We start from the raw sequence: 24,335 nt of genomic DNA on the forward strand, positions 1-24,335 counted from the left end.
TAGTTCAGGCACCATTTCCGCTAGCTGACACACCGCCATCGCAGGCAAGCCAGCTCCTACATTTGATTTGTGGTGTGGCACAAATCCTATGCCTAACAGAGATCCCTTGTAGGAGCGGGCTTGCCCGCGATAGCGGTAGTTCAGGCACCATTTCCGCTAGCTGACACACCGCCATCGCAGGCAAGCCAGCTCCTACATTTGAACTGCGGTGTGGCACAAATCCTATGCCCAACTGAGATCCCTTGTAGGAGCGGGCTTGCTCGCGATAGCGGTAGTTCAGGCACCATTTCTGCTAGCTGACACACCGCCATCGCAGGCAAGCCAGCTCCTACATTTGATCTGCGGTGTGGCAAAAATCCTAAGCCCAACTGAGATCCCTTGTAGGAGCGGGCTTGCCCGCGATAGCGGTAGTTCAGGCGCCATTTCCGCTAGCTGACACACCGCCCTCGCAGCTCACGCCTTCCACGGCTTGAACCACAGCCCCAACCCTGCCAATACCACGATGCCCGCCAAGGTACTCAACCCCAGCTGCCAGCCATCGTTATGCAGCGGGTGCAGCACCAGTGCCGCGACTCCCAGCAACACCACACTCAAGCCCCACTGCAACGGCCAGCTCAGTTGCCCGAGCAGGTGTTGGCGTTGCATCAGCAGCAGGTTGGTGACGATCACCCCACCCAAGGCCGCCAAGGCGATACCTGGCAGGCCGAAGAAGTACGGCAGCAAGACCAGCAGGCCGGCATTGACCAGGCTGCCCAGCAGTTCACAGTTGAGCGGCAGGCGCGTATCGCCGCTGGCGTAGGCATAGCGCGCGAGCATGGCGTTCCAGGCGCCGAATACCAGGGGCGTAGCGAACCAGGCGAGCAGGGCGGGTAGCGGGCCGTCGGCGCTTTGCGCGGGCATCAGCAGGTGAATCAGCACTGGGCTTGCGCCAATCAGGCCGAGGGCGGCGGGCAGGCTCAGCAAGGTGGCGGCGTCCAGGCCACGGCGCAGGAGTGCCAGGCGTTGTTGGCCTTGCTCACCGCTCATCATCCCCAGCAATACCTGGTTAAGGCTCATCAGCGCGATCAGCGGCAGGTTGATCAGCTTGCGCGCCAGGTTGACCCAGGTCACCGCGCCTTCGCCCAGGTAGCTGGCGATCAACCGTTCGAGCAACGCCAGGCCCTGGCTGGCGACATTGCTCGCCAACAGCGGGCCGATACGCCCCAGCAGTTCGCGGCCGGCCTGGGCATCGCCCCGGACCTGCCAGGGGCGCCAGCCGAATGACCAGACCGGCGCCAGCAGCGGCAGGCACATCAATACGCTGCCGGCAAAAAAACACATCGCCAGTTCCGCGCTGTCGCTGGCCGTGCCGCGGATAAACAGGTACAGCACCGGCGGCAGGTTGAACAGCAGCGAGCCCAGCCCCGGCAGCACAAAGCGCTGGCGCGCCTGCAACGGAATACTGAACAGGCCATGCATCACCAAGCCCGGCGCACAGGCGGCCAGCCAGCGCAGATTGGCGGCAGCCTGGTCGTGGGCGGCGGCGTCCAGCCCCGGGCCGATCAGCCGTACCCACAGTGGCGCGCCGAGTGCCAGTAGGGCGAACAGGCCCAGGCCGACGCCGAGCAGGCGCGGCGACAGGCTGGCCAGCCAGGCTTGCTGGCGTTGTGCATCACGCTGTTGATAGAGGGGCAGGGCAGCGGCGGCGAGCAAGCCGGCGGCCAGGGTCATGCGCAGCGCCTCGGGCAAAAACACCGCCACCAGGAACCCGTCGCTGCGGCTGCCCGCACCCCAGGCGGCCACCAGCAGCCATTCCCGGGCAAAGCCGGCCACCAGCCCGGCCAGCGTCGCCAGGGTCAGCCACAGGGTGCTGCCAAACATCAGTGGAACAGGGTGAACAGGCCCTTGCCACCCACCTTGTAGTTCAGCCCGCGAACGCGTTCGCCCATGACTTTGGCACCGGTGCCGCCGACAATTTTGTACGGCGCGACGGTTTTCGCCACCACGGTATTGGCAGTCACCACCGAGCCTTCGCACAGATGGGTGCCAAAACCGATCAGCGCACGGCTGCCGATCCACACATAGTCGTCGATATAAATCGCCCCGGAAATCGACCAGAACTCCGGTGCCTGCAAGTCATGGCTGCCGGCGATGATCAGCACATGGGAGGCAATCGCCACATGGTTGCCGATCACCAGGCCAGAGCGTGCATCCACCTGGCAATGCCAGCCGATCACCGTGTCGTCGCCGACTCTCAGGTTGTGGATGCCCAGCACCTCGGTGTTGCGCCACAGGCTCGAACCCTTGCCGATTTTCGCGCCGCCCAGGCGCAGCCAGCCGATACGGATGTGGTGACTGGGGATCTTGTTGATCAGGATGTTGTAGGCCATGTCCCAGGCGCTGCGCCAGCGGTCCTTGAGGGTCGGCCAGTTCTTGCCATAGATCGGCAGAAACTGTGCCGGAATGTCCTGTTTCATTCGATGGAACAGCCGACGTGCCACCGGATGCTCGATGGTCGGCTCCACATCGAAGGACGTCATCCAGAAGCGCTTGTTCTCGCCTTCGCCCTCTTCAAAAACCACCTCGTTGGCCAGGCACCAGGCCAGGCCGTCCTGCAGGTCTTGCAGGCTCACGCCGAGTTCGCTGGCCAGGGCGGGCAGGCGGTCACGCAGGTCGGGGGAGTGAATAGTGCGATGTTTCATGGTCGGTCATCCTTTGGTACGCAAACAGGAGCGGTAATGGTCGGGCTCAGGCGCACCTGTTGCAGGCTGATGCCCATCAACAGCCAGAACAGCGCGATCAATACGAAGGTGAAGCTGAAGTAGTGGTCGAAAATCCCCGTCAGCAGCGCCGCCAGCACACCGCATACGCAGCCCAGCCACAGGGCGTTGTCGGCGGTGACCTTGCGCACCATGCCCAGCGGTCGCACTTCGCGCCACCACAATACGGTGATGGCGATGAACAACAGCATCCCCGGAACGCCGATCTTGTAGATGAAGTTCAGCCACAGGTTGGAAATCCCCAGCAGGTTGCTGCCCGGCACCGGCGGGTCGATCTTGAAGCCGATGCCCAGCGGGTACTTGGCCATGACATCGGGGAACCCGGCGTACTCGTCGAAGCGGATCTCGGTACTGGCGTTGGTGGTCGAGAACATCGTCATCAAGCGGTCCTGCAATGGCGGATAGAACAGCACCAGGGCGATCACAAAGGCCACGCCGATGCCGATGATCCGCCCGCTGTGAGGCACGCGCTTGTAGGTCAGCCAGATCAGGATCAGCGCCAGGGCCACAATCGCGCCCCGGGAGATACTCAACAGCAGGCCGGCGCAACCCAGTACCGCCACTGCCAGGCCCAGGGCGCGGCGCCAGCCGGTGCGGGTCCAGCCGTAGAACAGCGCCAGCGGGATAAACAGCACCAGCACGCCACCGGTCAGGTTCGGGTGGACCCAGGGCGAGGCCATGCGCTTGTAATTAGCCGAGAAGATGTCCTTCACCGCCTCGGGGTGGGCGTATTTGAGGTCGGTGAGAATATCGATCATCGACATCGCGTTGCGCGTCTTGAGGAACATGAAGATCGACAGCGACAGCATCGCCAGGTTGCCCAGCAGCAGGGCGACCACCACTTTGTCGCGGTCGGCATCGGTACGCAGCAGCAGCGGCACGATAAACAGCAGCGACAGGTTCATCAGCCAGCGCACCCAGTTCACCGGGCCGTTGCCCTCGGCGTGGATGATGAGCATGCCCCAGATAAACGGGATGGTGCTGAACAGCATCAGCCACATCAACGCCCGCTCCGTGGGGCGCCAGACCATGAAACCACGGGTCTTGCCGATAAACGATTGCCAGAACACCCCGGCCCAGGTCAGGCCCAGCACCGCTTCGCTGATGGTGGTGCGGATCCCCAGTTGCAGGGTGGTGTAGGGAATACTGGTGGCCAAGACGGCAAAGATCAGCAAGCCCCACAACGGTTTGCGGATCAGGGTCAGCGCCACGCCCACGCCGACCACGATCATGAAGACCTTCATCGGCGGCAGTGCCAACAGCAAGCCCCCGAAGACCAGGCCCAGGAGCAGACTAACGAGTTTTCCTGGCAGCATTAGCGGTTCAATTCCTTGAGCAGTTTATCCAGGCGCAGGCGATAGGCCGGTTCGGCAAATTGCCGGGCCCATGTGCGTTGCAATTGGGGGTCGACCGTGGCCCCAGGTGCAGCCAGTGACACCATCAATGTTTGCAGTTGCAGGGCGTCGTCGGGTGCAAAGCGCGGCGCCGTGGGCGGCGCCACTTCATCCAGGGCCGAACCACGGGCCACCGCAACCTGTGTGCCGACACTCAGCGCTTCCACCACCGGCAAGCCAAACCCTTCGGCATAGGAAGGCTGCCACAGGTACGCGGCATGCCGGTAGAGCGCCTGCAACTGGCCATCGGACAGCCCGTTGCGCCAATGCAGGCCAGGCAACTCGCCGAGGGCCGCCGGCACATCGCTGGCGTGGCCGACCAGCACCAGGTCCGGCACGCTCGGGTCCTGGGCGCGGCTGGCTTGCCATTGCTCCAGGAAAAACGCCATGTTCTTGCGTGGCTCGCGGGTGCCCACCACCAGCCAGTAGCGCGCCGGAATGCCTGCGGGCAGCGGCTCGGGTGCATCGGTGAACTCCGGCACCAGGTTATTCAACACGCGGAACTTGGCCCGCGCCCAGGGAAACAGGCGCGCGGCTTCATCGCACGAGAACTGCGACGGGCACCACACCCGGTCCGCCTGCCACACCGACCAGGCAATCGACGCGCCGTCGATCAGGCGGTAGGCCAGGGCCTTGAGGCGGGAGCGATGGAAGTTGCGGTGGGTCAGTTGAAACAGGTCGTGCAGCACCAGCACATAGCGGGTGCCGGCGGGTTTGCGGCACAGGGGCAGGCCCATGTTGGCCGTGGCGATGTACAGGTCGATCCGCTGTTGGTGGATTTCCCGGGACAAAAAACCGCGCTCAAAGCGCAGTCGTACCTGGGGCCGTTGCAGGCCTTCCAGGGGGCTGGCCCACGCCGGGCACACCGCGGTGGCGCGCTGGGGATGATCCAGGGGCGCCTCGGTAAACAGCACCACTTCAGTGTTGTTCCGTGCGCGCAAGGCTTGCTCCAGGGCCAGCACCTGGCGGGCGATGCCCGACGAAGGTGCGACCGTGGCGGGGCGGTAATCCAGGGCTACGCGCATGCTTGGGGCTCCTGATGGGTTGGCAAGGTGCGGTAGATCTGCTCCAGTTCGTTACCGGCGACCGCCCAGTCGTGATAGTTGCGCGCGTAATCCCGCGCGGCATCCGCCAGTTGGCTGGCCAGTGCCGGTTCGTCCAGCAGGCGCACAATCCCATCGGCCAGGGCCTCGGCACTTTCGCCGGCCAGGTAGTGTGCCTGGGCCTCGACCGCCAGCCCGGACACGCCCTGGGCGGTACTCACCAGCGGCAGGCCGGCGGCCATCGCTTCCAGCACTTTGAGCTTGGAGCCGCCACCATGGCGCAGCGCGGCGACAAAACCTGCACAGCGGCGTTGCAAGGCCGTCAGGTCGGGGACAAAACCCTGCCACTCAATACGTTCGTCCGGCCAGCGCTCGCGCCAGTGTTCGGGCAAGCCGAAGCCGGCCACCGCCAGGCGGGCGTTGGGGCATTGCAACCAGACCCGGGGGAAGATGTCGTCGAGCAACCACTGCACTGCGTCGAGGTTCGGCGCGTATTCGTAGTTGCCGACAAACAACAGGCGCTGGCTCTGCGGGTCGGCGCTGACGTCGCTGAAGGCCCGGCTGTCGACCCCGTTGACCACCACGCTCACCGGTGTAGCGGTCAGTTGGCCGATGGCCTGGGCATCGGCCTGGGTCACGGCCACCACATGGCAGGCAGCATCAAACGCCTTGCGTTCCCACTGCTGGCAACGCCATTGGTCGTAGCGCACGAACGGTGCGGCCCATTTTGGAAAGCGGTCATAGGTGGCGCCGCCCAGGCTCGATTCCAGGTTGTGTTCGGTGAGCACGAAATTCCGCGCTTGCTGCTGCAAGAGCGTGAAGTACGGTTGCAGGCTGTAGCTATGCTCGACCTGGATCACATCCCAGGTTTCGTCCAGCAGTTCGCGAAAGCGCGCCTGCAACACCGGCGACAGGCCGTTGACCGTGGTCAGCAGCGGCCAGGGCGCAAATACCCCGGCGAGCAGGGTCATGGGGTGTTTCAGCGGCCGGCGCGGCACCACGATCAGGCGTTCGAGCAAAGGCTCAAGGGCGGCGTGCACGGCGGCGTCGGCCGGGGTTTTCGATTGCACCAGCAAAGTGATGCGATGCCCGCGCTCACTCAAGGTGCGCAGCAAATGGTACTGCCGGGTCTTGCCGCCGCTGGTCATCGGCCACGGCAGATAGGGCACAATCCACAGGATTCTCACGTGCAGCTCTCCATGCCTGGGCGTGCTACCACACCAATATCTGCAACGACGGTTTCACCACGGGGCGAATGCCGTTGTAATCGTTAAGGGTCTGCCGGGCGCCGGTCAGCGGGTCCAGCAGCTCGGCGTGCTGTACGTTGGGCAAGGTGATGCTGGTGCCTTGCGCGCTCCAGTACATCAACAGGTGTTTGCCGTCTTCGCGGGTCCAGGCCACGCTGTAAAAAGTCTTGGGTACGTCTGCAAGCGCGGGGGTGACCCCAGGCTTGAGCGTCGGCCCGGTGATCTCGAGGAAGCGGGCGAGGGCGCTGTAGACTGGCTTGGGTTCGCCGTTGAGGTCCAGCAGGCCGTAGTGCTGGTCACGCACGGAGGCCCGTTCATCCAGGTCGGACAGGGCAAACAGGAAAATCTTCTGGTAGTCCTGGGACGCCATCAACGCCAGGCGGCGCAAGGTGAAATCGGCCTGGCCGTCGACGCCGATCAGGTCCTGCATCTCTTTGGGCCCGGCATAGCTGGACCAGCCCCACTCGGTGGCCCACACATCCTTGACCCCGGCACCGTGCAGCACGGCGTTGAGTTGGTCGCCGCGCAGCAGTACTTCGTTCTTGCCCGGTTCGTCGGTTTCCGGGGTCATCGAGTACGGGTGATACGCCGCGACCATGCCCAGGGTTTGTACGCCCAGCGCGCCGAGGGCTTCGAACATCAGGGTCTTGCCACGCGGCGGCATCTGGCTGTAGTAGGCCATGCCGCCCATCACCTGGATCTTGTCTGGTGCGGCGATATTCAGGGCCTGGTGACTGGCCAGCAGCAAGCGCGCGTATTCCTCGGCATTCACTTGCGGGCGCCAGTTGTTCGGCAGGTTCTGTTCGTTCCACACCTGCCAGGCGTTGATGTTCGGGTAGCGCTTGGCCAACAGGGCCAGGCGCAGGGCATACACGCTGGCATCCCGCGGGCGGTATTGGTCCTGGAATTCTGCGCCTTTGGGAGCGGTGGTGATGAACGGCGCCGACCCCACCAGGTAGAACACCGAGCGGATCTTCTCGGCCGTCAGGGTGCGGTCCAGTTCGTCGAAAGTGCTCAGTTGGTAATCTTCTTCCTTGGGCTCCAGGCGGTCCCAGTGCAGGTCGACGCGCACCCAGTCCAGCCCCAGCTTCTGGTATTGGCGAATCTGCTTCTGGTACTGCTCGGGCTTGAACCACAGAAAATGCGCGTTCACCCCCAAGAACTCGCGCCACTCCACAGTGCGCTGGGGCGCCAGGTTCACGGGCTCCGCGTCGACCTTTTCACTGAGCAGCAGTGCGCCGCCCACGGCCATTGCAATGACCAGTGGCAGGTAGCGCCACATCCGGCGAGTTGACGAAGTGTTCATCACAAAGGCTCCTTGACTGCGGCCTGGAACATCTCGGCAAAGCGTTGGGCGGTGCTGGACCACTGGCGCTGCCGGCCGATCTCGGCAGCGTGGTCGGCCCACTGGCGGGCCTGTTGCGGGTCGAGGATCAGGCGGTTCAGGGCATCGCTCAACGAGGCGATATCACCCTGTTGATAGGTGATGCCATTGCCCCCGGCGACTTCTTCGGCGAAGGCGCGGGCATTGGAGGTAATCACCCCGCGCCCGCAGGCGTTGGCCCAGGACAGCGCGCCGCTGGTGCCGCGCATCTGCCCCAGGAATCCGAGTTTTTTCGATTCGCGGTACGGCAGCACCATCACATGGTGGGCCTGGATGGTGTGGGGAATATCGGCCGAGGGCAGGTCCAGTTGCCAGTCCACCACATCGCCCAGTTGCAGGCTGGCGATCAGTTGGCGCAGGCCATCGAGGTAGTTGCCGGCCGGGTCGAAGGTCATCTCGGGCGCGGTGCCCCCGGCCAGGGTCAGGCGCACCTGGCCCCGGCATTGCGGGTGGGCGGCCAGGGAGCGGGCCAGGGCCTGTAGCAGGTCCTCGATGCCCTTGCCCCGGTAGATAAAGCCGAAATACAGCAGGCGCAACGGTTGCAACGGCGGCAAGGCCACGGGGGCGATGGGCAGGTTGCCGTGGGCAATCACTGCCACTTGCTCAGGTCTTAGCCCCATGCGCTGGCGCAGGCAGTCGCCCCCCAGGCGCGTGAGGGTGATCAGGCGACGCATGCTTTTGGCCAGGCGCCGCTCTTCGTATAGGGTCAATGGGTCGGCGAGCAGCGCCGCGGCCTGGGGCAGCGGGTGGGGCAGGCGTTCGAGCAGGGTCAGCGGGAAAAACAGCTTGGCCCGGCGCCAGATCAGGCGTTCCGGGTCGTGTACGGTGGCGGTCAGCGGCAGTTGCGGCTGGGCCCGGCGCAAGTAATCCAGGGCCTGGAACTCGGCAAAGCGCCCGCCGCCCAGCTCGGCATGGACCAGGTCCACGCCGCGCCAGTCAAAGGCTTGCAGGCGCTGCAACTGTTGCGTCAGGTCCAGGCAGCCTTCCAGAGGCGTCAGCACCTCCAGGCCCTGCTCGCGCAACGCGCTGCGCAAGTGCGCAGCGTAGTCGGCGATCCCGGTCTGCTCCGGCGGCAGCGGCGCCAGCAGCGCAATGCGCATCAGGCCGCACCGCGCCAGCTGTTGATCCGCGCCAGGACATTGGCCGGCACTTCAAAACGGCGGCGGTTGAGGATCATCCCGTCGACTTTGCCGAACGCAGTGGTCAGCAGCGACAGGGCGTTCTCGATGGTCGGCACGGTGCTGGTGCGGGCTTCGATCACCAGCACAATCTGCTCGGCGCGGCGCAGGGTGAGGAACGCCTGCGGGTTGGACGACAGGGCCGAGGCGTCCAGCAGCAACACTTCACCGGGCTTCGGCGCTTCGGTGCCGTTGACCGAGACCCGGTGGCCGCGCTCTTCGAGCAGGCGCTTGAGTTGCTCGATGATAAAGCTCACGCCTTCGCCATGCCGTGCCGAGGTCAGGCCCAGGGCAAAGCCCTCGCTGGCGATGCGCTCGGCGGGTAGCAGGCTGTACAGGCGATAGATGCTGGCGGTGAGGGCTGCCGGCGTCGCGTGTTGCACATCGGGAATGCTGCTCCACAGCGGTACACCGAACACTTCCTGCAAGCGCGCACCATCGTGGATGCGCTGGTCCAGCAGGTACAGCACGTAGATGGTCAGCAAGCCGACGGCCAGGCCGGCAGGAATGGTGAACAACAGAATCAGCAGGCTCTTGGGAAACACGCGCGCCGGGTTGAGGGTGGCGTGCTCGATCAGGGCGATGTTGCTGATCTGGCTGCTGTCCAGCTCGTGGTCGATGCGCGCCTGTTCGAGGTTTTCCGAGTACAGCGCGTAGCTTTTCTCGGCGGTGCGCAGTTGCTGGGTCAGCTTGTTCAGCTCAGGTTCATCGGTCATCGCCTGGTCACGCTGGGCGCGCAGTTCGGCGAGGGTCTTCTCGTAGTTCTCGATTTCCCCGGCCAGTTTGCGCTCCTGCAACTGGGCATCGATGATCTGTTGCTTGACGTTGATTACCAGGCTGTTGGGCGCGGTGTTTTGCGAGCGTTCCAGGCGTGTCGCTTCCTGGGCGCTGAGGTCTTGCATGTCGCGGATGTTCTGCTCGATCTGGTTGACCTGCGGCGTGCCCGGCAGGTAGGTGCGCAGCAGGCGCGCGCGTTCCACTTGCAGGGCATTGAGCTGGCGCTTGAGGTCAAGCTGGGTCGGGTTGAGGCTGGTTTCCCGGGCCGTCACCACTTCCGCTGGCTGGTTCTTGATCTGCTGGCTGGCGTTGGCCAGGAAGCTGCGGATCCCCGCGATCTGGTTTTGTGCGGTGACCTTGGCGTCGGTGACGCGGTCGATCTGGTTGGTCAGGTTTTTCAGGCGCGCGTCTACGCTGATCGAGTCGATCTGCTTCAAGCGGCCCTGCAGTTGATCCTTGAGCCCCTGGATATTGGTGGCGACCTTGGTGCGCTCGGCTTCATAGAAGGTGTGCAGGCTCTTGCGCCCAAGAATCCGTGCGCGTTCTTCGAGGTAGGCATCGACCCAGGTCTCGACGACTTTCTGCGCGATGACCGGATCATCCCAGGTGAAGGAAATCTCGATCACCGAGGAGCCCGGTTCGTGGCCGGCTTCGAAGTTCTTCTCCAGCTTGGTCGCCAGGCGTTCCAGCGGGCTTTGCTTCTCGGCCAGGCCGACGAATTGCAGGACGCTGCGCACCGCATCCAGTACTTCACCGGCGGCTTTCTTGACGTAGAACTTGGTGACTTTCCAGAAGCCCTGTGGCGGCTCGGACGTCATTGCCAGGTAGCGCTCGGCAACGATATGCACGATGGGCCGGCCGGTGAGCATCTTCTCCTCATCGACGATCGGGTCGTGCTGGGTGCTGGGCGCAATCAGCGTCTGGCGGTTGGCGGCTTCGATCGGCAACGTGGTGTTGTCCCGTCCTGGCTTGACCAGCAAGCGCGCGTCGGACTCGTAGCGAGCCGGCAACAGGAAGGCACCCAACACGGCCACCACAATCGTGGTGATCACGGCCAGTTTGAATTCGCGGCGGAAGATGAAAAACAGCCGCAAAAGGTCGCGTAGAGAGCGGATTTCGATCACAGGATCACTCCATTGAATATGTGGTGTACGCCAGACGGGAACAGTCGGTTCGAGTGATACGAAGCCTGGTCCATAATCATTGGCCTGCGTTGATGACTGGGTTGTTGTAGATGGTGTTGCCGCTGTTCTTCACGCCACTGTCGTTGAGGTCGTAGTTCAAGCCCACACCAATGCCCTTGTTGATCGGGAACAGGCGGGTGAAGTACATGTCCACCGCTTCCACGGTGGCGCCGATGCCCGACTGCGGCACGTAGATCAGGTCGCCACGTTGCAGGGCCACCCGAGGGTGATTGGGATCGGTCAGCATGCTGTTCAAGCTGATGAAGTAAGTCTTGTACTTGCCATCCGGGCCGGTACGCATCAGGGCCACGTTGGAGGCGTCCGCCGAGGCCAGCACGCCGCCGGAGCTGAGCAAGGCCTGCTCCACACTGACATTACCCGCCAGGTCGAAAAACGCCGGGTTCGGCACCGCACCGCCGATAAACACCTTGTTGCTCGGGGCGCTGGCGATGTTTACCGTCACTGCCGGTTCACGGTAGATGCGCTTGTACTTGTCGGTGATTTCCTTGCCCAGGTCTTCCGGCGTGCGCAATGCCGCCTTGACTCGACCGATGTTGGGGATGGAGATCACGCCGTCGGGGCGCACGACAAATACCGTCATGTCGTCGGCCGCCGCTGGCTCCTGGGCATCGCGCACGATGCGCAACAGGTCGCCACTCTGGATCAGCACCTGCGGGGGCGGCAGGTCGGCCAAGGTCAGCGCCGCCTGGTGGCCGGCCTTGAGCGTGTTGTTGTCAGGAAGCGGCACCCGCGCAGGGGTCGAACAACCAGCCAGCCAGATCGAGGCACTCAACAGGCTGAACAGGGTAAGACGGGAACGTCGGTTGGTAGTCTTCATGACGGCTCAAGTCCAGTAGGTGGAAAACATGCCCAGGCGCTGCTTGAGCGATTTGGGCAGGTAGCGTTCAAGGTGGCCGAGGCGATAGCCCAGCAATTTAAAGGCACTGCGCACCACCACTTCGGGGGCGCGGTGCAAGGCGTTGGCCTCGCGCAAGGCACGTAATTCGGCCAGTACATAGCGTTTACCTTCACCGCCGGCGTCGCCAAACGCCTGGCGAATCCACGGCTCGCGACCGTAGAACACACCAATGTCGAAGTAGCGGTGAAATTCATCCATGAGTCGGTAATCGTGGGAGTGATAAACCCGGGCGCTGGCGGCGTACTGCACCTTCCAGCCCGCCAGCAGCAGGCGCGCGGCGACGTAGGCGTCTTCGCTGCCGATCACATCGGCAGGAAAGCCGCCCACGGCCTCTAGGGCGCTGCGCCGGTACACGGAAAACGAATCGGAGCTAAAGCAGGTCTTGATCCCCAACTGCGGCGCATCGGCCAGGCTTTTGCTGCGGCTGTGGGCCGGGTAGTTGAAGTGGCGCGACTGCGCGCCCAGCACTCCCGCACCGGGGTGCGGCAGCTGCCGGCCATAGGCGACGCCGTTGAGTGGGTCCTGTTGCAGCTCGGCGAGCAGGTTGGCGAAGGTCTCGGGCTCGGCCGGGATCGCATCCTGGGTCATCACGATCAGCGCATCGCCACCCACGTGCTCGCTGGCCCAGCGCCGGGTGCCGCCGTGGTTGAAGTCGCGGGCGGCGATCACTTCGACACGCGCGCCAAACTCGCGAAAGCGCGCCACCGTGTCATCGCTCGAGGCGCTGTCCACTACCAGCATTGCGTCGGGTTGCAGGGTCTGCATGCGCAGCGCCGGCAGCAGCCGGTCGAGGTGGCCGGCGGCGTTGCGGGTCGGGATGATCAGGGACGTACGCATCAGGGCTTGGGCTCGCTGGCGGGCGCACGGCCGTAGATGTCATCGAAGCGCACAATGTCGTCTTCGCCCAGGTATTCGCCGCTCTGCACCTCGATCATCACCAGGTCGATGATGCCGGGGTTGGTCAGGCGGTGTTTGTGCCCGGCGGGAATATAAGTGGACTCGTTCATGTTGAGCAGGATCTCGCGCTCGCCATTGGTGATCATTGCCGCGCCGCTGACCACTACCCAGTGTTCGCTGCGGTGATGGTGCATTTGCAACGACAGCGAGCCCTTGGGCTTGACCACGATGCGCTTGATCTTGAAGCGCGTGCTTTCCTCCAGCACCGTGTACGTGCCCCAGGGCCGGGTGACGGTGCGGTGCAGGCTGAACGCGGGATGATTCTGGCGCTTGAGTTCGGCAACGATATGGCGCACATCCTGGCTGCGGTTGGCGTCGGCAATCAGAAGGGCGTCGGGGGTATCGACGATGATCAGGTCACGCACCCCGACCGCGCCCAATACGCGCTTGGGCGAGTCGATATAGCAGTTGTGCACGTCGTGCAGGATCGCTTCGCCATTGATCTGGTTGCCGTTGTCGTCGCTGGGGGTCAGCTGGCGCAGGGCTTCCCAGGAGCCGATATCGCTCCAGCCGATGTCACACGGCACTACGGCAACCTGGGCGGATTTCTCCATCAGGGCCACGTCGATGGAGATGTCCGGCGCGGTGCCAAAGCCTTGCGGGTTCAGTTCGCGCTGGCGGCTGCTGCTGTTCTGCAGGCTGGTGCTGTGTTCCAGCGCCGCCTTGGCTGCGTCCAACACGGCCGGGGCGTGGGTCGCCAGCTCTTCGAGCAGGGTGGCGGCCTTGAAGCAGAACATCCCGGCATTCCACAGGTGCTTGCCGCCGTCGAGGTAGCCTTGGGCGGTGGCCAGGTCGGGTTTTTCGACGAAGCGCTGGACACGGAAACCCTGGGCCAGCGCCGGGCCTTGTTCGATATAGCCAAAGCCGGTCTCGGGGCGGTCGGGCTGGATGCCGAAGGTCACCAGGTAACCCGCTTCGGCCAATTCGCGGGCCTGGGCCACGGCCTTGGCGAAGGCGTTTTCATCGAGGATCAGGTGGTCGGCCGGCATCACCAGCAATTGCGCATCGTCGCCGAAAAACTCCTCAACATGCAGGGCAGCGACCGCGATGGCCGCAGCCGTGTTGCGGCCGAACGGTTCCAGCAGCAAATCCAGGCCCAGGTGGGCGGTGTTGACTGCGCGGTAATCGTCGAGGGTGCGAAACAGCAGGTCGCGGTTGGTCACCGTCAGCACGCTGTCGACCCCCGGCAGGCGGCTGGCGCGCAGGAAAGTTTTCTGCAACAGGCTCTGGTCGTCGCGCATGCGCATGAACGGCTTGGGCATGTTCTGCCGCGAAACCGGCCACAGCCGCGTGCCCGAGCCACCGGAGATGATGCAGGGAATCAATCCGTTGAGGGTGTTCATCAATAGACTTCCTTGGTGGAAAGGACGGCCGGGACCGTCATGAAAACGATGTACAGGTCAAACCACACCGACCATTTGGCGATGTATTCCAGGTCGTATTCAACCCGTTTCTGGATCTTGAACAGGGTGTCGGTTTCACCCCGGTAGCCATTGATCTGCGCCCAGCCGGTGATGCCCGGCTTGACCCGGTGCCGCGAGCTGTACTCGCTGACGGCTTCCTCGAACGGAATCCCGGCGGCCTTGGTGGCGGTGGCATGGGGGCGCGGACCGACCATCGACATATTGCCCAGCAGCACATTGAACAGTTGCGGCAGCTCGTCGATGCTGGTCTTGCGAATGATTCGCCCGACACGGGTGATACGTGGGTCGCGGCGGGTGGTCTGGCACTCGGCGTTGAAATCGCTCTGGTCGACGTACATCGAGCGGAACTTGAACACCCGGATCAGGTTGTCGTTATAGCCGTAGCGCTTCTGGCGAAACAGCACCGGGCCCTTGGAGTCGAGCTTGATGGCAATGGCGGTCACCACCATGATCGGCGACAACAGCAGCAGGCCGGCGCTGGCCAACAGCAGGTCTTCACAGCGCTTGATAAAGGGTGACCAACCGCGCAGCGGCAGTTGCGAGGTGTTGAACATCAGGATGCCGCCGACATCGGTGATGCGGTTATGGCCATAGCGCAGGGCGGCCATGTCCGGCACCAGCATGACGTTGACCGACATCTGCCGCAGGCGCTTGACCAGCCCGTTGATGCGCTGCTCGGCGGCCCAGGGCAGGGTGATCATCACCTGGTTGACCTGTTCGGACCTGATCAGTTTTTCCAGGTCGCGGGTGTTGCCCAGCAACGGCAGGTTGCTCAATTCCTTGGGGATGCGTTCGGTGCGGTCGTCGATAAAACCGATCAGGCCGGAGCGGATGTCACTGTTGCGCGACAGGTGTTCGGCCACATGGATGGCGGTGTCGGTAAAGCCGAGGATCACCGTGCGCTGCAGGAACTTGCCGTTCTTCATCAGGTTGCGATACAGGCGCAGCATCAGGATGCGTTCCACGCCAAACAGGATCAGGCTCAGGCTGAACCAGAACATCAGGTTGCGCGGGCTCAACTGCGGGAACAGCAGCAGGATCTGGTACATGAACAGCAGGATGCAAAACGCCGAGATCCACGCGACCAACATCACGCGAAAACGCAGGCGGTTGCTGAACAGGTCCTCGGAGTACACCCCCAGGGCCTGGAACAGAATGATGGTCAGGATCGCAAAAAACAGCAGCAGGCCCAGGTAGTGACCACGCATTTGCGGATCGACCGGATCCGGGTAGAACAACAGGATCATCGCCGGCAGGACTGCCGTCAGGCCGTGGATTAATTTGACGAAAACCACAAAGAATTCAACAAAACCGGTACGAGTCAGAAACAGGCTGTCGACTGACGACTTCTCACGCATAAATCATCCCTCAATACACCACCAGGACTTCCCTGTTCGTTTGCTCATCCATAAGGCAGGTCTGCTTTATAAGTGGTGCAAGGCGAACGACTGCTTTCACTGGGTAACGCGCAATTGCCTGTCTGGGCGCAGGCTGTTGCGAAGTAATGTCTAAATGATGGCTCCTTTTGATTTTCTCGTCAAGGTTTTGACTTTTTCCATGAGTCTAGCCGTCTAGTGTCATAAGATACTCTTGTGATGACGGTTTGTTGACATATTTTGCGGTATTCTCAGATTAATCGAGAATAAGTGATGGCTTTTTGGAGTGTAGAAACAAAAGCGGGAATTATCCTGCCGGGCAGGAAAAGCTTTTTTGACGGTGATAGGAGCCGGCTGGCCGGCCCCTACAGAGGGATGGGGATCAGAAGTCGCCTTTGAGGCTCACGGTGAGGTTACGCGGCTCGCCGTAGAAGTTACCCCAGGACGCGGTCCCCACGGTCTGGTAGTAGTTTTTGTCGAACAGGTTGTTGCCGTTCAACGCCACGGTCCAGGTGTTATCGACCCGATACGCCAGGCGCGCGCTCCACAAGGCGTAGCCGGGTTGTTCCAGCTTGATGGTCTGGACCCGATAGTTGCTGCTTTGGGCGCTGACGCCGCTGCCCACTGTCCATTTCGACAGGGCACCATCCAATTGGTAATCGCCCCACAGCCGGAACATATGGCGTGGCACATAGCTGGTGGAGGCCCGGCCCTCGGCCTGGCTGTCGATATTGTTCAGGGTCTTGGTCTGGGTGTAGGTGTAGCCGCCGAAGACTTGCAAGCGTTCAAGCAGTTCGCCGCTGATCTCGGCCTCGACGCCCTGGGCGCGGACCTTGCCGGTGTCGCTGTAGCAGAAGCCGTCGGCCGAGGTGCCGCAGTGGGCGATGTAGTCGGTCTCGGCAGCGTTTTTCTCGATCGCGCGGAACAGTGCCAGGGAGCTGTTGAGGCGCCCGTCGAACCATTCGCCCTTGATCCCCAGCTCGTAGTTCTCACCGATCTTCGGCTTCAGGGCCGCGCCGCTGACGGTGGCGTAGGAGCTTTGTGGCTGGAAGATATCGGCGTAGCTGGTATAGATCGAGAGGTTGTCGTTGAGGTCATAGATCAGCGCGGCAAAGGGCGTGACTTCACCGGTTTCCTTGGTGCGCGCATCCTGCACGCTCCACTCGCCCCAGGCCAGGTTGTTGGACTGGCGGCGGTTTTCAAACCAACTGACGCGGCTGCCGACCACCAGTAGCAACGGCTCGGCCAGCCGCAGGCGCAGGGTGGCGTAGGTGCCGTACTGGGTGGCGGTCTCCTTGACCGTGCCGCCGCGGTACATGTTCGGCCAGAACGTGTCGTCGGCCGGCTCCGGGAAGTGATGGTTGGGCTGGTAGATGGTCTGGCGCTGGGGCAGGTTGCGGATCGCGTACACATCGTCCTGGCTGCCACGGCTGCCGTTGGCGCCGAGGATCAGCTCATGCTCCAGGCCAAAGGCTTCGAACTTGCCGTCGATGTAGGCGTCCAGGCCATAGTCCTTGTGATCGTAGTCAAACAGGGCGGCGTAGCTGTTGGCCGTGGGGGCCGGATCGCCATAGGCCACGGTGCCTTCGCTGGCGGCGTATTTGATGTCTTGCAGGTTGCGGCTGTGGACGGCGCTGACCTTGAGTTTCCAGTCGTCATTGAAGTGGTGGGTCAGGTCGGCGAACAGCGTGGTGCGCCGGCTTTGCCAGTCGTTCCAGGACTGGCCCAGGCAGGTGGAGCGGCTCAGGCCGATGCTCTTGCCGTCGCTGTAGCGCGGGATGCCGCCCCAGCACGGCGTGGCGTCGACGTCTTCGTAGCTGGCGCCGAAACCGAGGGTGGTGTCGGGGCTGATATCCATGTCCAGGGCGGTGTAGATGGCCTGGTCCTGGCGCTTGGCAATATCCATGTACGAACCGCGATTCTGCTGGCTGACCACTGCCCGGCCGCGCACGGTGCCGCTATCGTTCAGCGGGCCGCCGGTATCCACTTCGGCGCGGTAGTTGTCCCAGGTGCCGGCCGACAGCGTGAGGCTGGTGGTGGGCTTGTCCTGGGGCCGCTTGCGCACGAAATTCACCGCGCCACTGGCGGTGCCGGCACCCTTGAGCATACCGGCGGCGCCTTTGAGCACTTCCACCCGGTCATACAGCGCCATGTTTGCGGTGAAGCTGTCGGCCTGGACATAGTCCTTGCCCATATCCAGCGGCACGCCGTCGTACTGGTACTGCCCGAGCATCTTGAAACCGCGGGAATAGAAATACTTGCCGCCCATGGGCGATTCGTAGGTGGTGATCCCCGGCGTGCGCTCCAGCAATTGGTCGATGGTGTGGATGTTCTGGTCATCCATCAACTTGCGGGTCATCACACTCACCGATTGCGGGGTTTTCCGCAGGCTGTGCTGGCCCTTGCCGATGGTCACCGCGCCGGTGGTGTAGGAGCCGCTGCCTTCGGTGGTGGCCCCCAGGCGTTCGCCGGTGACGGTGGTGGCGCCAAGGTTCAGCGCGCCGGATTCACCCACCGACGGGAGCAGCAACCAGCTGTTGTCGCTTTGGCGCTGGGCTTGCAGGCCTTGGTCCTGGAGCAGTTGGCCGAGGGCCTGCTCGCTGTCGAGTGCGCCGGTGAGGCCCGCGCTGTGCTTGCCGGCCACGCTGTTGGCGTCAAAAGACAGGCTGATACCGGCCTGGCGGGCGAATTGGTCCAGGGCGCTGGACAGTGGGCCAGGGGCAATGTTCCAGGCGCGGGTCTGGCTGTTGCGCGCCGGCTCCTGGGCCAGGGCGCCGCCGGGCAGGGCACTTGCCAGGCAGGCACCCAGCAGGGCGGCATTGACGGCTTGGCGCAGGGGGGATTTTTTTGAGGGGAACTCTTGCATGACCGCGGGTTGCTCCTGAAGGAAGTGGACAGAACGGGCCTGTTGATCGGCCTTTCCTTACAGGTCGAACGGCAATGAGAATTCACCTCATTTATTTTTCAGGAGCGGGCGGTGCGCGGGGTGACCGTGACCCAATAGCGGCTGCGGTAGGTGACACTGACCGGTAATGCCTGGGCCACCAACGCCAGCACCTGATCGGTGTCGCCCACTTGATAAGTGCCGGACACACGCAGGCCGGCGACGGCCTCGCTGCAACGCAACACGCCGTGGCGGTAGCGATCCAGTTCGCTGAGGAAGTCATCCAGGCGCATATTGCGCGCGCTGATCACGCCGTCGCTCCAGGACCAGGGGTCGAGGCCGGTGGCGGGTGGCGGATAAATTGCGAGGCGGTTGAACAACACCTGTTCGCCGGACGCGACGACTTGCCGGGCAGCGCCCGATGCTTGCCCGGTAAACACCGCGACCTGGCCCTGTTGCACCGCGAGCAGCGTGCCCTGGGGTTCTTCGCGGACCATAAAGCGCGTACCGAGGGCCCGCAGATAACCGTTGTGGGTCTGTACCCAGAAGGGCCTGGGGGAGCGACCATCGCTGCCGGTATCAATCAGCATCTCGCCCTGGCGCAGCTGCACCAGGCGCCGTTCGCGGTTGAACGCGGTGTCGATGGCGCTCGCGCTGTTGAGTTGGATACGGCTGCCGTCATCCAGGCTGATCCAGCGCTGCTCACCGGTGGCCGTGCGGTACTCGGCCAGCAGCCCCGGCAGCGGCGTGTAGTCGCGGCCCAGCCAGGTCAACCCGGCGGCCCCGGCCACCAGGCCCAGCAGCTTCAAGCCCTCGCGGCGGCTGATTCGTCGGCGCGCGCTGTCCAGGGTCTGGCGCCCGAGTTGGGCGGGCAGATGGCGAAAATCATCATTCATCGTCGCGACCCGCTGCCAGGCCAGTTGGTGTTCGGCGCTGCTGGCCAGCCAGCGTTCAAACGCGGCGGTGCTGGCGTCATCGGTGGTGTTGAAGCGCAGCTTGATCATCCATTGGATGGCCTGGTCCACCAGGCGCGGGTCAGCAGTCGGCATAGCGCAACCGATAACAGGCGTGCAGGGCCTTGGCCAGGTCGCGCTCCACGGTGGCCTTGGACACTCCCAGGCGTTGGGCGATCTGCGGGCAGGTCAGGCCGTCCAGTTGCGCCAGCAAAAAGGCTTCGCGCACCCGTGGCTTGAGTTGGTCGAGCAGGCGGTCAATGCGCTCCAGGCTGTCGAGGATCAGCAGGCGGGTTTCTGGCGAAGGGGCTTGGTGTTCGGGGAAATGGGCCAGGCTGTCGAGGTAGGCGCGTTCCAGTTCGCGCCGCCGATACTGGTCGATCATCAGGCTGCGGGCAATGCTGCTCAGGTAGGCCCGGGGTTGCAGCAAACTGTGCTGCTTGCGGCTATTGAGCAGGCGGACGAAGGTTTCCTGGGCCAGGTCGGCGGCATGCTCGCGACAACCGGTGCGCCGCTTCAACCAGCCACGCAACCAGGAATGGTGGGCCTGGTAGAGCTGGCCGATTGCCGCATGATCCGCTGGGTATTCGCTCGACATAGTCGTCCTGGCGCAGGCGTCTTAATTGATAACGGTTCGCATTCTAGACGTGGCCTGTGGCATTGGGCAATCACCTATCTTCAAGTGCTGTGCCTGGAGGCTGGTCGCGGGGGGAGCGGTGAGATTAATCTTGGGTTTTCCCTGGCGGATGAGTTGAGCATGATCGATCTCCCAACCCTGGCGGTTTTCTCTGGTTCCGTGCTGCTGTTACTGCTGTCGCCCGGGCCGAACATGGCCTTTGTCATCAGTCATGGCGTGAGCTATGGCTGGCGCGGTGGGGTGGCGGCGGGGTTGGGGATCGGGGTGGCCGACCTGCTGCTGACCGCACTCACCGCTACCGGTGTCACCGCGTTGGTGGCTAGTTGGCCCCCGGCGTTTGACCTGATTCGTTATGCCGGGGTGGTCTACCTGCTGTGGCTGGCGTTCAAGACCTTGCAGAAAAAGCCGTCCCTGGATACCGCCCAAGTTGTGCGGGTACGCCTGGGCGGGGTGTTTATGCGGGCCATGCTCAACAGCCTGCTCAACCCCAAGGCGCTGCTGTTTTTCATGGTGTTCCTGCCGCAGTTCGTCAAACCCGAAGCCGGCCCCATTGCCCTGCAATTGGTGCAGTTGGGTGTGGTCCTGACGCTGATTGCGGGCGTATTTCACGCGGTACTGGGGGTTTTTGGCGGGGCGATCAGCCGGTTTTTCGCCGGTAGTAAAAGAACCGCCGGCCTGCAGAAATGGGGGCTGGCCACGGTGCTGACGGTGTTGGCCGTGCGCCTGGCGGTGATGCCGCGCAGCTTGTAAATGGCAGATGCCTCTCCTTGTGGGAGCGGGCTTGCCCGCGATAGCGGTAGTTCGGCCACTATTTTTGGCGGCTGGTATACCGCCATCGCAGGCAAGCCAGCTCCTACCTTTGATTTGTGGTGTGGCCCAAGCTTTTGCCCCGACGCACATCCCCTGTAGGAGCGGGCTTGCCCGCGATAGCGGCAGTTCAGCCATTATTTTTGGCGGCTGGTATACCGCCATCGCAGGCAAGCCAGCTCCTACCTTTGATTTGTGGTGTGGCCCAAGCTTTTGCCCTGACGCACATCCCCTGTAGGAGCGGGCTTGCCCGCGATGGCGGCGGTTCAGCCACTATTTTTGGCGGCTGGTATACCGCCATCGCAGGCAAGCCAGCTCCTACCTTTGATTTGTGGTGTGGCCCAAGCTTTTGCCCCGACGCACATCCCCTGTGGGAGCGGGCTTGCCCGCGATAGCGGCGGTTCAGCCACTATTTTTGGCGGCTGGTATACGGCCATCGCAGGCAAGCCAGCTCCTACCTTTGATTTGTGGTGTGGCTCAAGCTTTTGCTCCGACGCACATCCCCTGTGGGAGCGGGCTTGCCCGCGATAGCGGCAGTTCAGCCATTATTTTTGGCGGCTGGTATACCGCCATCGCAGGCAAGCCAGCTCCTACCTTTGATTTGTGGTGTGGCCCAAACTTCTGCCTCGACGCACATCCCCTGTGGGAGCGGGCTTGCTCGCGAAAGCAGTGGGTCAGTCAACATCAATGTTTGCTGGGCCGACGTCTTCGCGAGCAAGCCCGCTCCTACAAGGGGAAAAGCGTCCGGCCTTCAGCCCAGCCGCGCCGCCGCCCGTGCGGCAATTTCGCCCCGGGTCTTGCGTGATTCAGCGGTGCGCTTATTCGCCTCGTCCAGCACCGGCCGTGGCGCGGTGTCCGGGCGGCCGGCATTGAAGGGCGGGGCTGGCGCATATTCAAGCTGCAATTGCACCAACTGCGCCGCCGCCTCGCCGTACAGCTCGGCGGCCAGGGTCAGGGCAAAGTCGATCCCCGCCGTGATGCCGCCCCCGGTGAACAGATTGCCGTCGCGTACCACACGCTCCTGCACCGCAGTCGCGCCCAAAGTGGCCAGCATCTCGTGATAGGCCCAATGCGTGGTGGCCCGCCGCCCGCGCAGCAAACCCGCCGCTCCCAGCACCAGCGAGCCGGTACACACCGACGTCACATAGCGCGCGGTCTGGGATTGTGCCCGCAGAAAGTCCAGGGTCGGCTCATCTTCCATCAGCGGCCCAACCCCCGAGCCGCCCGGTACGCAGATCACGTCCAGCGTCGGGCAATGGTCGTAGGTGATGGTCGGCGACAGCACCAACCCGCTGCTGGAAGTGATCGGCGCCAAGTCTTTCCAGATCAGGTGCAACTTTACGTCCGGCAATGACGCCAGTACGTCGTAGGGGCCGGTGAGGTCCAGTTGCTGGATGCCGGGGAACAACACAAAGCCGATCTGCAAGGTCATGGTGAAACTCCAGGAGAGGGGATGGACGGCTTCACTCTAGTGGCCTAGGATTTGGCGTATACGCCATTGAGCCCACGAATCACGCCAATCATGCCGAAAATCATCCATGTGCTGGCCTTTGCCAACGTGCAGGTACTCGACGTCACCGGGCCGTTGCAAGTGTTTGCCTCGGCCAACGACCTGGCACGCCAGCAAGGTTTGCCGTTGCCCTATGCGGTCAACGTGGTTGCCGCCCAGGCCGAGCCGGTGATGACCTCTGCCGGCCTGGCCCTGGTGGCCGAGCCGTTGCCTGCCGCCGATACGCCTTGCGACACCCTGGTGATCGCTGGTGGCTGGGGCGTGTATGGGGCGGCCGATGATCCGCAACTGGTGGAGTGGGTGCGGCAAAAAGCCAAGCAGTCGCGGCGCATCACCTCGGTGTGTACCGGTGCCTTCCTGTTGGCCGCCAGTGGCCTGCTGGACGGCTGCCGTGTCGCCACCCACTGGACGCGCTGCGAGGAACTGGCGCGTAAATACCCCAGGCTGCGGGTCGAGGCCAACCCGATCTTTATCCAGCAGGGCTCGCTCTGGACTTCGGCGGGAGTCACGGCCGGTATCGATTTGTGCCTGGCCCTGGTGGAACAGGACCTGGGCCGCGCGGTGGCCCTGGAAGTAGCGCGGCACCTGGTGGTGTTTCTCAAGCGACCCGGTGGGCAGTCGCAGTTCAGCGTCACCCTGTCCCTGCAAAAGGGCGGCAGCCGCTTCAGCCAATTGCATGCGTGGATTGCCGAGCACCTGCACCTTAACTTGAACATCCCGACCCTGGCGGCTGCGTGTGGCATGAGCGAACGCAGCTTCGTACGCCATTACCGCGCTGAAACCGGCCAGACCCCGGCCCGGGCGGTGGAACTGATCCGCGTGGAAACCGCACGCCGGCAACTGGCCGACAGCACCGTGGCAATCAAGCGCATCGCGGCGCAATGCGGCTTTGGCAGCGAAGAAACCATGCGCCGCAGTTTTATCCGCGCGTTGTCGATCACCCCGCAGCTTTATCGCGAGCGGTTTGCGGCGCCGGCGTGAGTCTGCTCCAGCAGTTCAAACAATGCATCGAGGGTGGCCTGCGGTGCTTCCTGGGGAATATTGTGGCCCACCCCGGCGAGCACCCGGCGTCGATAGAATCCGCTGAAATTGCCCACGTCGTCATCCACCTCGGGAGCCGGGCCGACACCGTCGTCGGCGCCGCACAGCGAAATGCTTGGCACCGAAATCGGCGGCGGCTGCACCAGCGCCTGTTCAATCCCTTCCAGCGCCGGATCACCCTCGGCATACATGAAACGATGGCGATAGGAGTGGATCACCACCTCCACAAAGTCCGGGTTATCAAACGAGGGCGCCGTCTGCGGGTAAAGGCTCGGCCCCTCGGCCCAGGAGGGCGACCAGAGTGACCACAGCAGTTCACACAGCTCGCCGCGGTTGGCGGTCAGGCCATCGACACCCCGTTGGGTGTGGAAATAGAACTGGTACCACAACCGATGCTCCGTGACCGGCGCGCGTGGCTGGACGGACTTGGCAATGTCCTGAATGTTGTAGCCATCACCTGTGACCAGGCAGCGTACGCGCGTGGGCCAAAGCGCCGCGACAATGCACGCGGCGCGCCCGCCCCAGTCATAACCAGCAAGGGCTGCCTGGTCGATGGACAGGGCGTCCATGAAATCCAGCAGGTCCTTGGCCAGCGCCGCCTGTTGGCCGGAGCGCATTACCTGGGCGTGGGCAAAACGGGTCGGGCCGTAGCCGCGCAGGTAAGGCACCAGCACGCGATAGCCAGCCTCGGCCAACACCGGCGCGATGGCATCGTAGCCGCGAGGGTCATAGGGAAAACCGTGCAGCAGAATCACCACTTCGCCGTCGGCCGGGCCATGGGCTTCGTAGGCGATATCGAGCATGGGAGTGCGGATATAGAGCAGCGCGATCGAGGGGCTCATTGGGACTCCGTTAGGGTCA

Annotated in this window: 19 protein-coding genes; 2 read left to right on the top strand and 17 right to left on the bottom strand. The window is 63.4% G+C overall.

What is annotated here, in order from left to right:
* Positions 1 to 453: 453 nt before the first annotated feature.
* The 15 genes from HBO19_RS23285 to HBO19_RS23355 all read right to left on the bottom strand — a co-directional run bounded on the left by HBO19_RS23285 (position 454) and on the right by HBO19_RS23355 (position 20,077).
* Positions 454 to 1,860 (bottom strand): lipid II flippase MurJ, encoded by a 1,407-nt coding sequence (locus tag HBO19_RS23285; RefSeq protein ID WP_170058390.1) that lies wholly within the window; start codon positions 1,858 to 1,860, stop codon positions 454 to 456.
* Positions 1,860 to 2,681 carry an acyltransferase gene (locus tag HBO19_RS23290; protein ID WP_170043690.1) on the bottom strand — a complete coding sequence of 274 codons (822 nt, stop codon included), beginning with the start codon at positions 2,679 to 2,681 and terminating at the stop codon, positions 1,860 to 1,862. Before HBO19_RS23290 ends, HBO19_RS23285 begins: the two co-directional genes overlap by 1 nt.
* Positions 2,678 to 4,075 (bottom strand): O-antigen ligase family protein, encoded by a 1,398-nt coding sequence (locus HBO19_RS23295; protein WP_170043691.1) that lies wholly within the window; start codon positions 4,073 to 4,075, stop codon positions 2,678 to 2,680. Before HBO19_RS23295 ends, HBO19_RS23290 begins: the two co-directional genes overlap by 4 nt.
* Entirely contained in the window at positions 4,075 to 5,178 is a 1,104-nt protein-coding gene (locus HBO19_RS23300) for a glycosyltransferase family 1 protein (protein WP_170058391.1), read from the bottom strand. The genes HBO19_RS23295 and HBO19_RS23300 overlap by 1 nt, the downstream gene beginning before the upstream one ends.
* The gene (locus HBO19_RS23305; RefSeq protein WP_170058392.1) at positions 5,169 to 6,383 is read right to left on the bottom strand and encodes a glycosyltransferase family 4 protein; all 1,215 of its coding nucleotides are present in this window, start codon (positions 6,381 to 6,383) and stop codon (positions 5,169 to 5,171) included. The genes HBO19_RS23300 and HBO19_RS23305 overlap by 10 nt, the downstream gene beginning before the upstream one ends.
* Before the next feature lie 25 nt (positions 6,384 to 6,408).
* Positions 6,409 to 7,749 carry a beta-xylosidase gene (locus tag HBO19_RS23310; protein WP_170058393.1) on the bottom strand — a complete coding sequence of 447 codons (1,341 nt, stop codon included), beginning with the start codon at positions 7,747 to 7,749 and terminating at the stop codon, positions 6,409 to 6,411.
* Positions 7,749 to 8,927, bottom strand: a complete 1,179-nt coding sequence (locus HBO19_RS23315) for a glycosyltransferase (RefSeq protein WP_170058394.1) — start codon at positions 8,925 to 8,927, stop codon at positions 7,749 to 7,751. The genes HBO19_RS23310 and HBO19_RS23315 overlap by 1 nt, the downstream gene beginning before the upstream one ends.
* On the bottom strand, positions 8,927 to 10,906 hold the full coding sequence (locus HBO19_RS23320) for an exopolysaccharide transport family protein (RefSeq protein WP_170058395.1): 1,980 nt from the start codon (positions 10,904 to 10,906) through the stop codon (positions 8,927 to 8,929). Before HBO19_RS23320 ends, HBO19_RS23315 begins: the two co-directional genes overlap by 1 nt.
* A gap of 76 nt (positions 10,907 to 10,982) precedes the next feature.
* On the bottom strand, positions 10,983 to 11,804 hold the full coding sequence (locus HBO19_RS23325; RefSeq protein ID WP_170043697.1) for a polysaccharide biosynthesis/export family protein: 822 nt from the start codon (positions 11,802 to 11,804) through the stop codon (positions 10,983 to 10,985).
* 6 nt (positions 11,805 to 11,810) lie between these two features.
* Positions 11,811 to 12,722 carry a glycosyltransferase gene (locus HBO19_RS23330; protein ID WP_170043698.1) on the bottom strand — a complete coding sequence of 304 codons (912 nt, stop codon included), beginning with the start codon at positions 12,720 to 12,722 and terminating at the stop codon, positions 11,811 to 11,813.
* The gene (locus HBO19_RS23335; RefSeq protein ID WP_170058396.1) at positions 12,722 to 14,185 is read right to left on the bottom strand and encodes a mannose-1-phosphate guanylyltransferase/mannose-6-phosphate isomerase; all 1,464 of its coding nucleotides are present in this window, start codon (positions 14,183 to 14,185) and stop codon (positions 12,722 to 12,724) included. Before HBO19_RS23335 ends, HBO19_RS23330 begins: the two co-directional genes overlap by 1 nt.
* Positions 14,185 to 15,624: an undecaprenyl-phosphate glucose phosphotransferase gene (locus HBO19_RS23340; RefSeq protein ID WP_170043700.1), complete on the bottom strand. Its 1,440-nt coding sequence runs from the start codon at positions 15,622 to 15,624 to the stop codon at positions 14,185 to 14,187. The genes HBO19_RS23335 and HBO19_RS23340 overlap by 1 nt, the downstream gene beginning before the upstream one ends.
* 400 nt (positions 15,625 to 16,024) lie before the next feature.
* Positions 16,025 to 18,508: a TonB-dependent receptor gene (locus HBO19_RS23345; protein WP_170058397.1), complete on the bottom strand. Its 2,484-nt coding sequence runs from the start codon at positions 18,506 to 18,508 to the stop codon at positions 16,025 to 16,027.
* A gap of 98 nt (positions 18,509 to 18,606) precedes the next feature.
* Positions 18,607 to 19,575 carry a FecR domain-containing protein gene (locus HBO19_RS23350; protein WP_170058398.1) on the bottom strand — a complete coding sequence of 323 codons (969 nt, stop codon included), beginning with the start codon at positions 19,573 to 19,575 and terminating at the stop codon, positions 18,607 to 18,609.
* Positions 19,562 to 20,077 (bottom strand): sigma-70 family RNA polymerase sigma factor, encoded by a 516-nt coding sequence (locus tag HBO19_RS23355; protein WP_170058399.1) that lies wholly within the window; start codon positions 20,075 to 20,077, stop codon positions 19,562 to 19,564. Before HBO19_RS23355 ends, HBO19_RS23350 begins: the two co-directional genes overlap by 14 nt.
* Positions 20,078 to 20,236: 159 nt before the next feature.
* Here HBO19_RS23355 and HBO19_RS23360 point away from each other — a divergent pair, with 159 nt between their 5' ends.
* On the top strand, positions 20,237 to 20,866 hold the full coding sequence (locus HBO19_RS23360; protein ID WP_170043701.1) for a LysE family translocator: 630 nt from the start codon (positions 20,237 to 20,239) through the stop codon (positions 20,864 to 20,866).
* 808 nt (positions 20,867 to 21,674) lie between these two features.
* On the opposite strand, the gene inhA is transcribed toward HBO19_RS23360, so the two are convergent.
* Positions 21,675 to 22,355 carry an isonitrile hydratase gene (gene inhA / locus HBO19_RS23365; protein ID WP_169954790.1) on the bottom strand — a complete coding sequence of 227 codons (681 nt, stop codon included), beginning with the start codon at positions 22,353 to 22,355 and terminating at the stop codon, positions 21,675 to 21,677.
* 90 nt (positions 22,356 to 22,445) lie between these two features.
* Between inhA and HBO19_RS23370 the strand changes: the two genes are divergently transcribed.
* Positions 22,446 to 23,414: an AraC family transcriptional regulator gene (locus HBO19_RS23370; protein WP_169954789.1), complete on the top strand. Its 969-nt coding sequence runs from the start codon at positions 22,446 to 22,448 to the stop codon at positions 23,412 to 23,414.
* On the opposite strand, the gene HBO19_RS23375 is transcribed toward HBO19_RS23370, so the two are convergent.
* Entirely contained in the window at positions 23,384 to 24,316 is a 933-nt protein-coding gene (locus HBO19_RS23375; protein ID WP_170043704.1) for an alpha/beta hydrolase, read from the bottom strand. The two genes, HBO19_RS23370 and HBO19_RS23375, sit on opposite strands and share 31 nt — an antisense overlap.
* Positions 24,317 to 24,335 lie beyond the last annotated feature (19 nt).

The organism is Pseudomonas sp. WS 5021 (genome assembly GCF_012985535.1).
Classification (GTDB): Bacteria; Pseudomonadota; Gammaproteobacteria; order Pseudomonadales; family Pseudomonadaceae; genus Aquipseudomonas.

Coding starts and splice junctions, on each gene's coding strand:
- HBO19_RS23340 (WP_170043700.1), bottom strand. CDS start 15,624: ATGCGTGAGAAGTCGTCAGTCGACAGCCTGTTTCTGACTCGTACCGGT.
- HBO19_RS23330 (WP_170043698.1), bottom strand. CDS start 12,722: ATGCGTACGTCCCTGATCATCCCGACCCGCAACGCCGCCGGCCACCTC.
- HBO19_RS23375 (WP_170043704.1), bottom strand. CDS start 24,316: ATGAGCCCCTCGATCGCGCTGCTCTATATCCGCACTCCCATGCTCGAT.
- HBO19_RS23290 (WP_170043690.1), bottom strand. CDS start 2,681: ATGAAACATCGCACTATTCACTCCCCCGACCTGCGTGACCGCCTGCCC.
- HBO19_RS23310 (WP_170058393.1), bottom strand. CDS start 7,749: ATGAACACTTCGTCAACTCGCCGGATGTGGCGCTACCTGCCACTGGTC.
- HBO19_RS23355 (WP_170058399.1), bottom strand. CDS start 20,077: ATGTCGAGCGAATACCCAGCGGATCATGCGGCAATCGGCCAGCTCTAC.
- HBO19_RS23300 (WP_170058391.1), bottom strand. CDS start 5,178: ATGCGCGTAGCCCTGGATTACCGCCCCGCCACGGTCGCACCTTCGTCG.
- HBO19_RS23350 (WP_170058398.1), bottom strand. CDS start 19,575: ATGCCGACTGCTGACCCGCGCCTGGTGGACCAGGCCATCCAATGGATG.
- HBO19_RS23285 (WP_170058390.1), bottom strand. CDS start 1,860: ATGTTTGGCAGCACCCTGTGGCTGACCCTGGCGACGCTGGCCGGGCTG.
- HBO19_RS23345 (WP_170058397.1), bottom strand. CDS start 18,508: ATGCAAGAGTTCCCCTCAAAAAAATCCCCCCTGCGCCAAGCCGTCAAT.
- HBO19_RS23360 (WP_170043701.1), top strand. CDS start 20,237: ATGATCGATCTCCCAACCCTGGCGGTTTTCTCTGGTTCCGTGCTGCTG.
- inhA (WP_169954790.1), bottom strand. CDS start 22,355: ATGACCTTGCAGATCGGCTTTGTGTTGTTCCCCGGCATCCAGCAACTG.
- HBO19_RS23325 (WP_170043697.1), bottom strand. CDS start 11,804: ATGAAGACTACCAACCGACGTTCCCGTCTTACCCTGTTCAGCCTGTTG.
- HBO19_RS23335 (WP_170058396.1), bottom strand. CDS start 14,185: ATGAACACCCTCAACGGATTGATTCCCTGCATCATCTCCGGTGGCTCG.
- HBO19_RS23295 (WP_170043691.1), bottom strand. CDS start 4,075: ATGCTGCCAGGAAAACTCGTTAGTCTGCTCCTGGGCCTGGTCTTCGGG.
- HBO19_RS23315 (WP_170058394.1), bottom strand. CDS start 8,927: ATGCGCATTGCGCTGCTGGCGCCGCTGCCGCCGGAGCAGACCGGGATC.
- HBO19_RS23370 (WP_169954789.1), top strand. CDS start 22,446: ATGCCGAAAATCATCCATGTGCTGGCCTTTGCCAACGTGCAGGTACTC.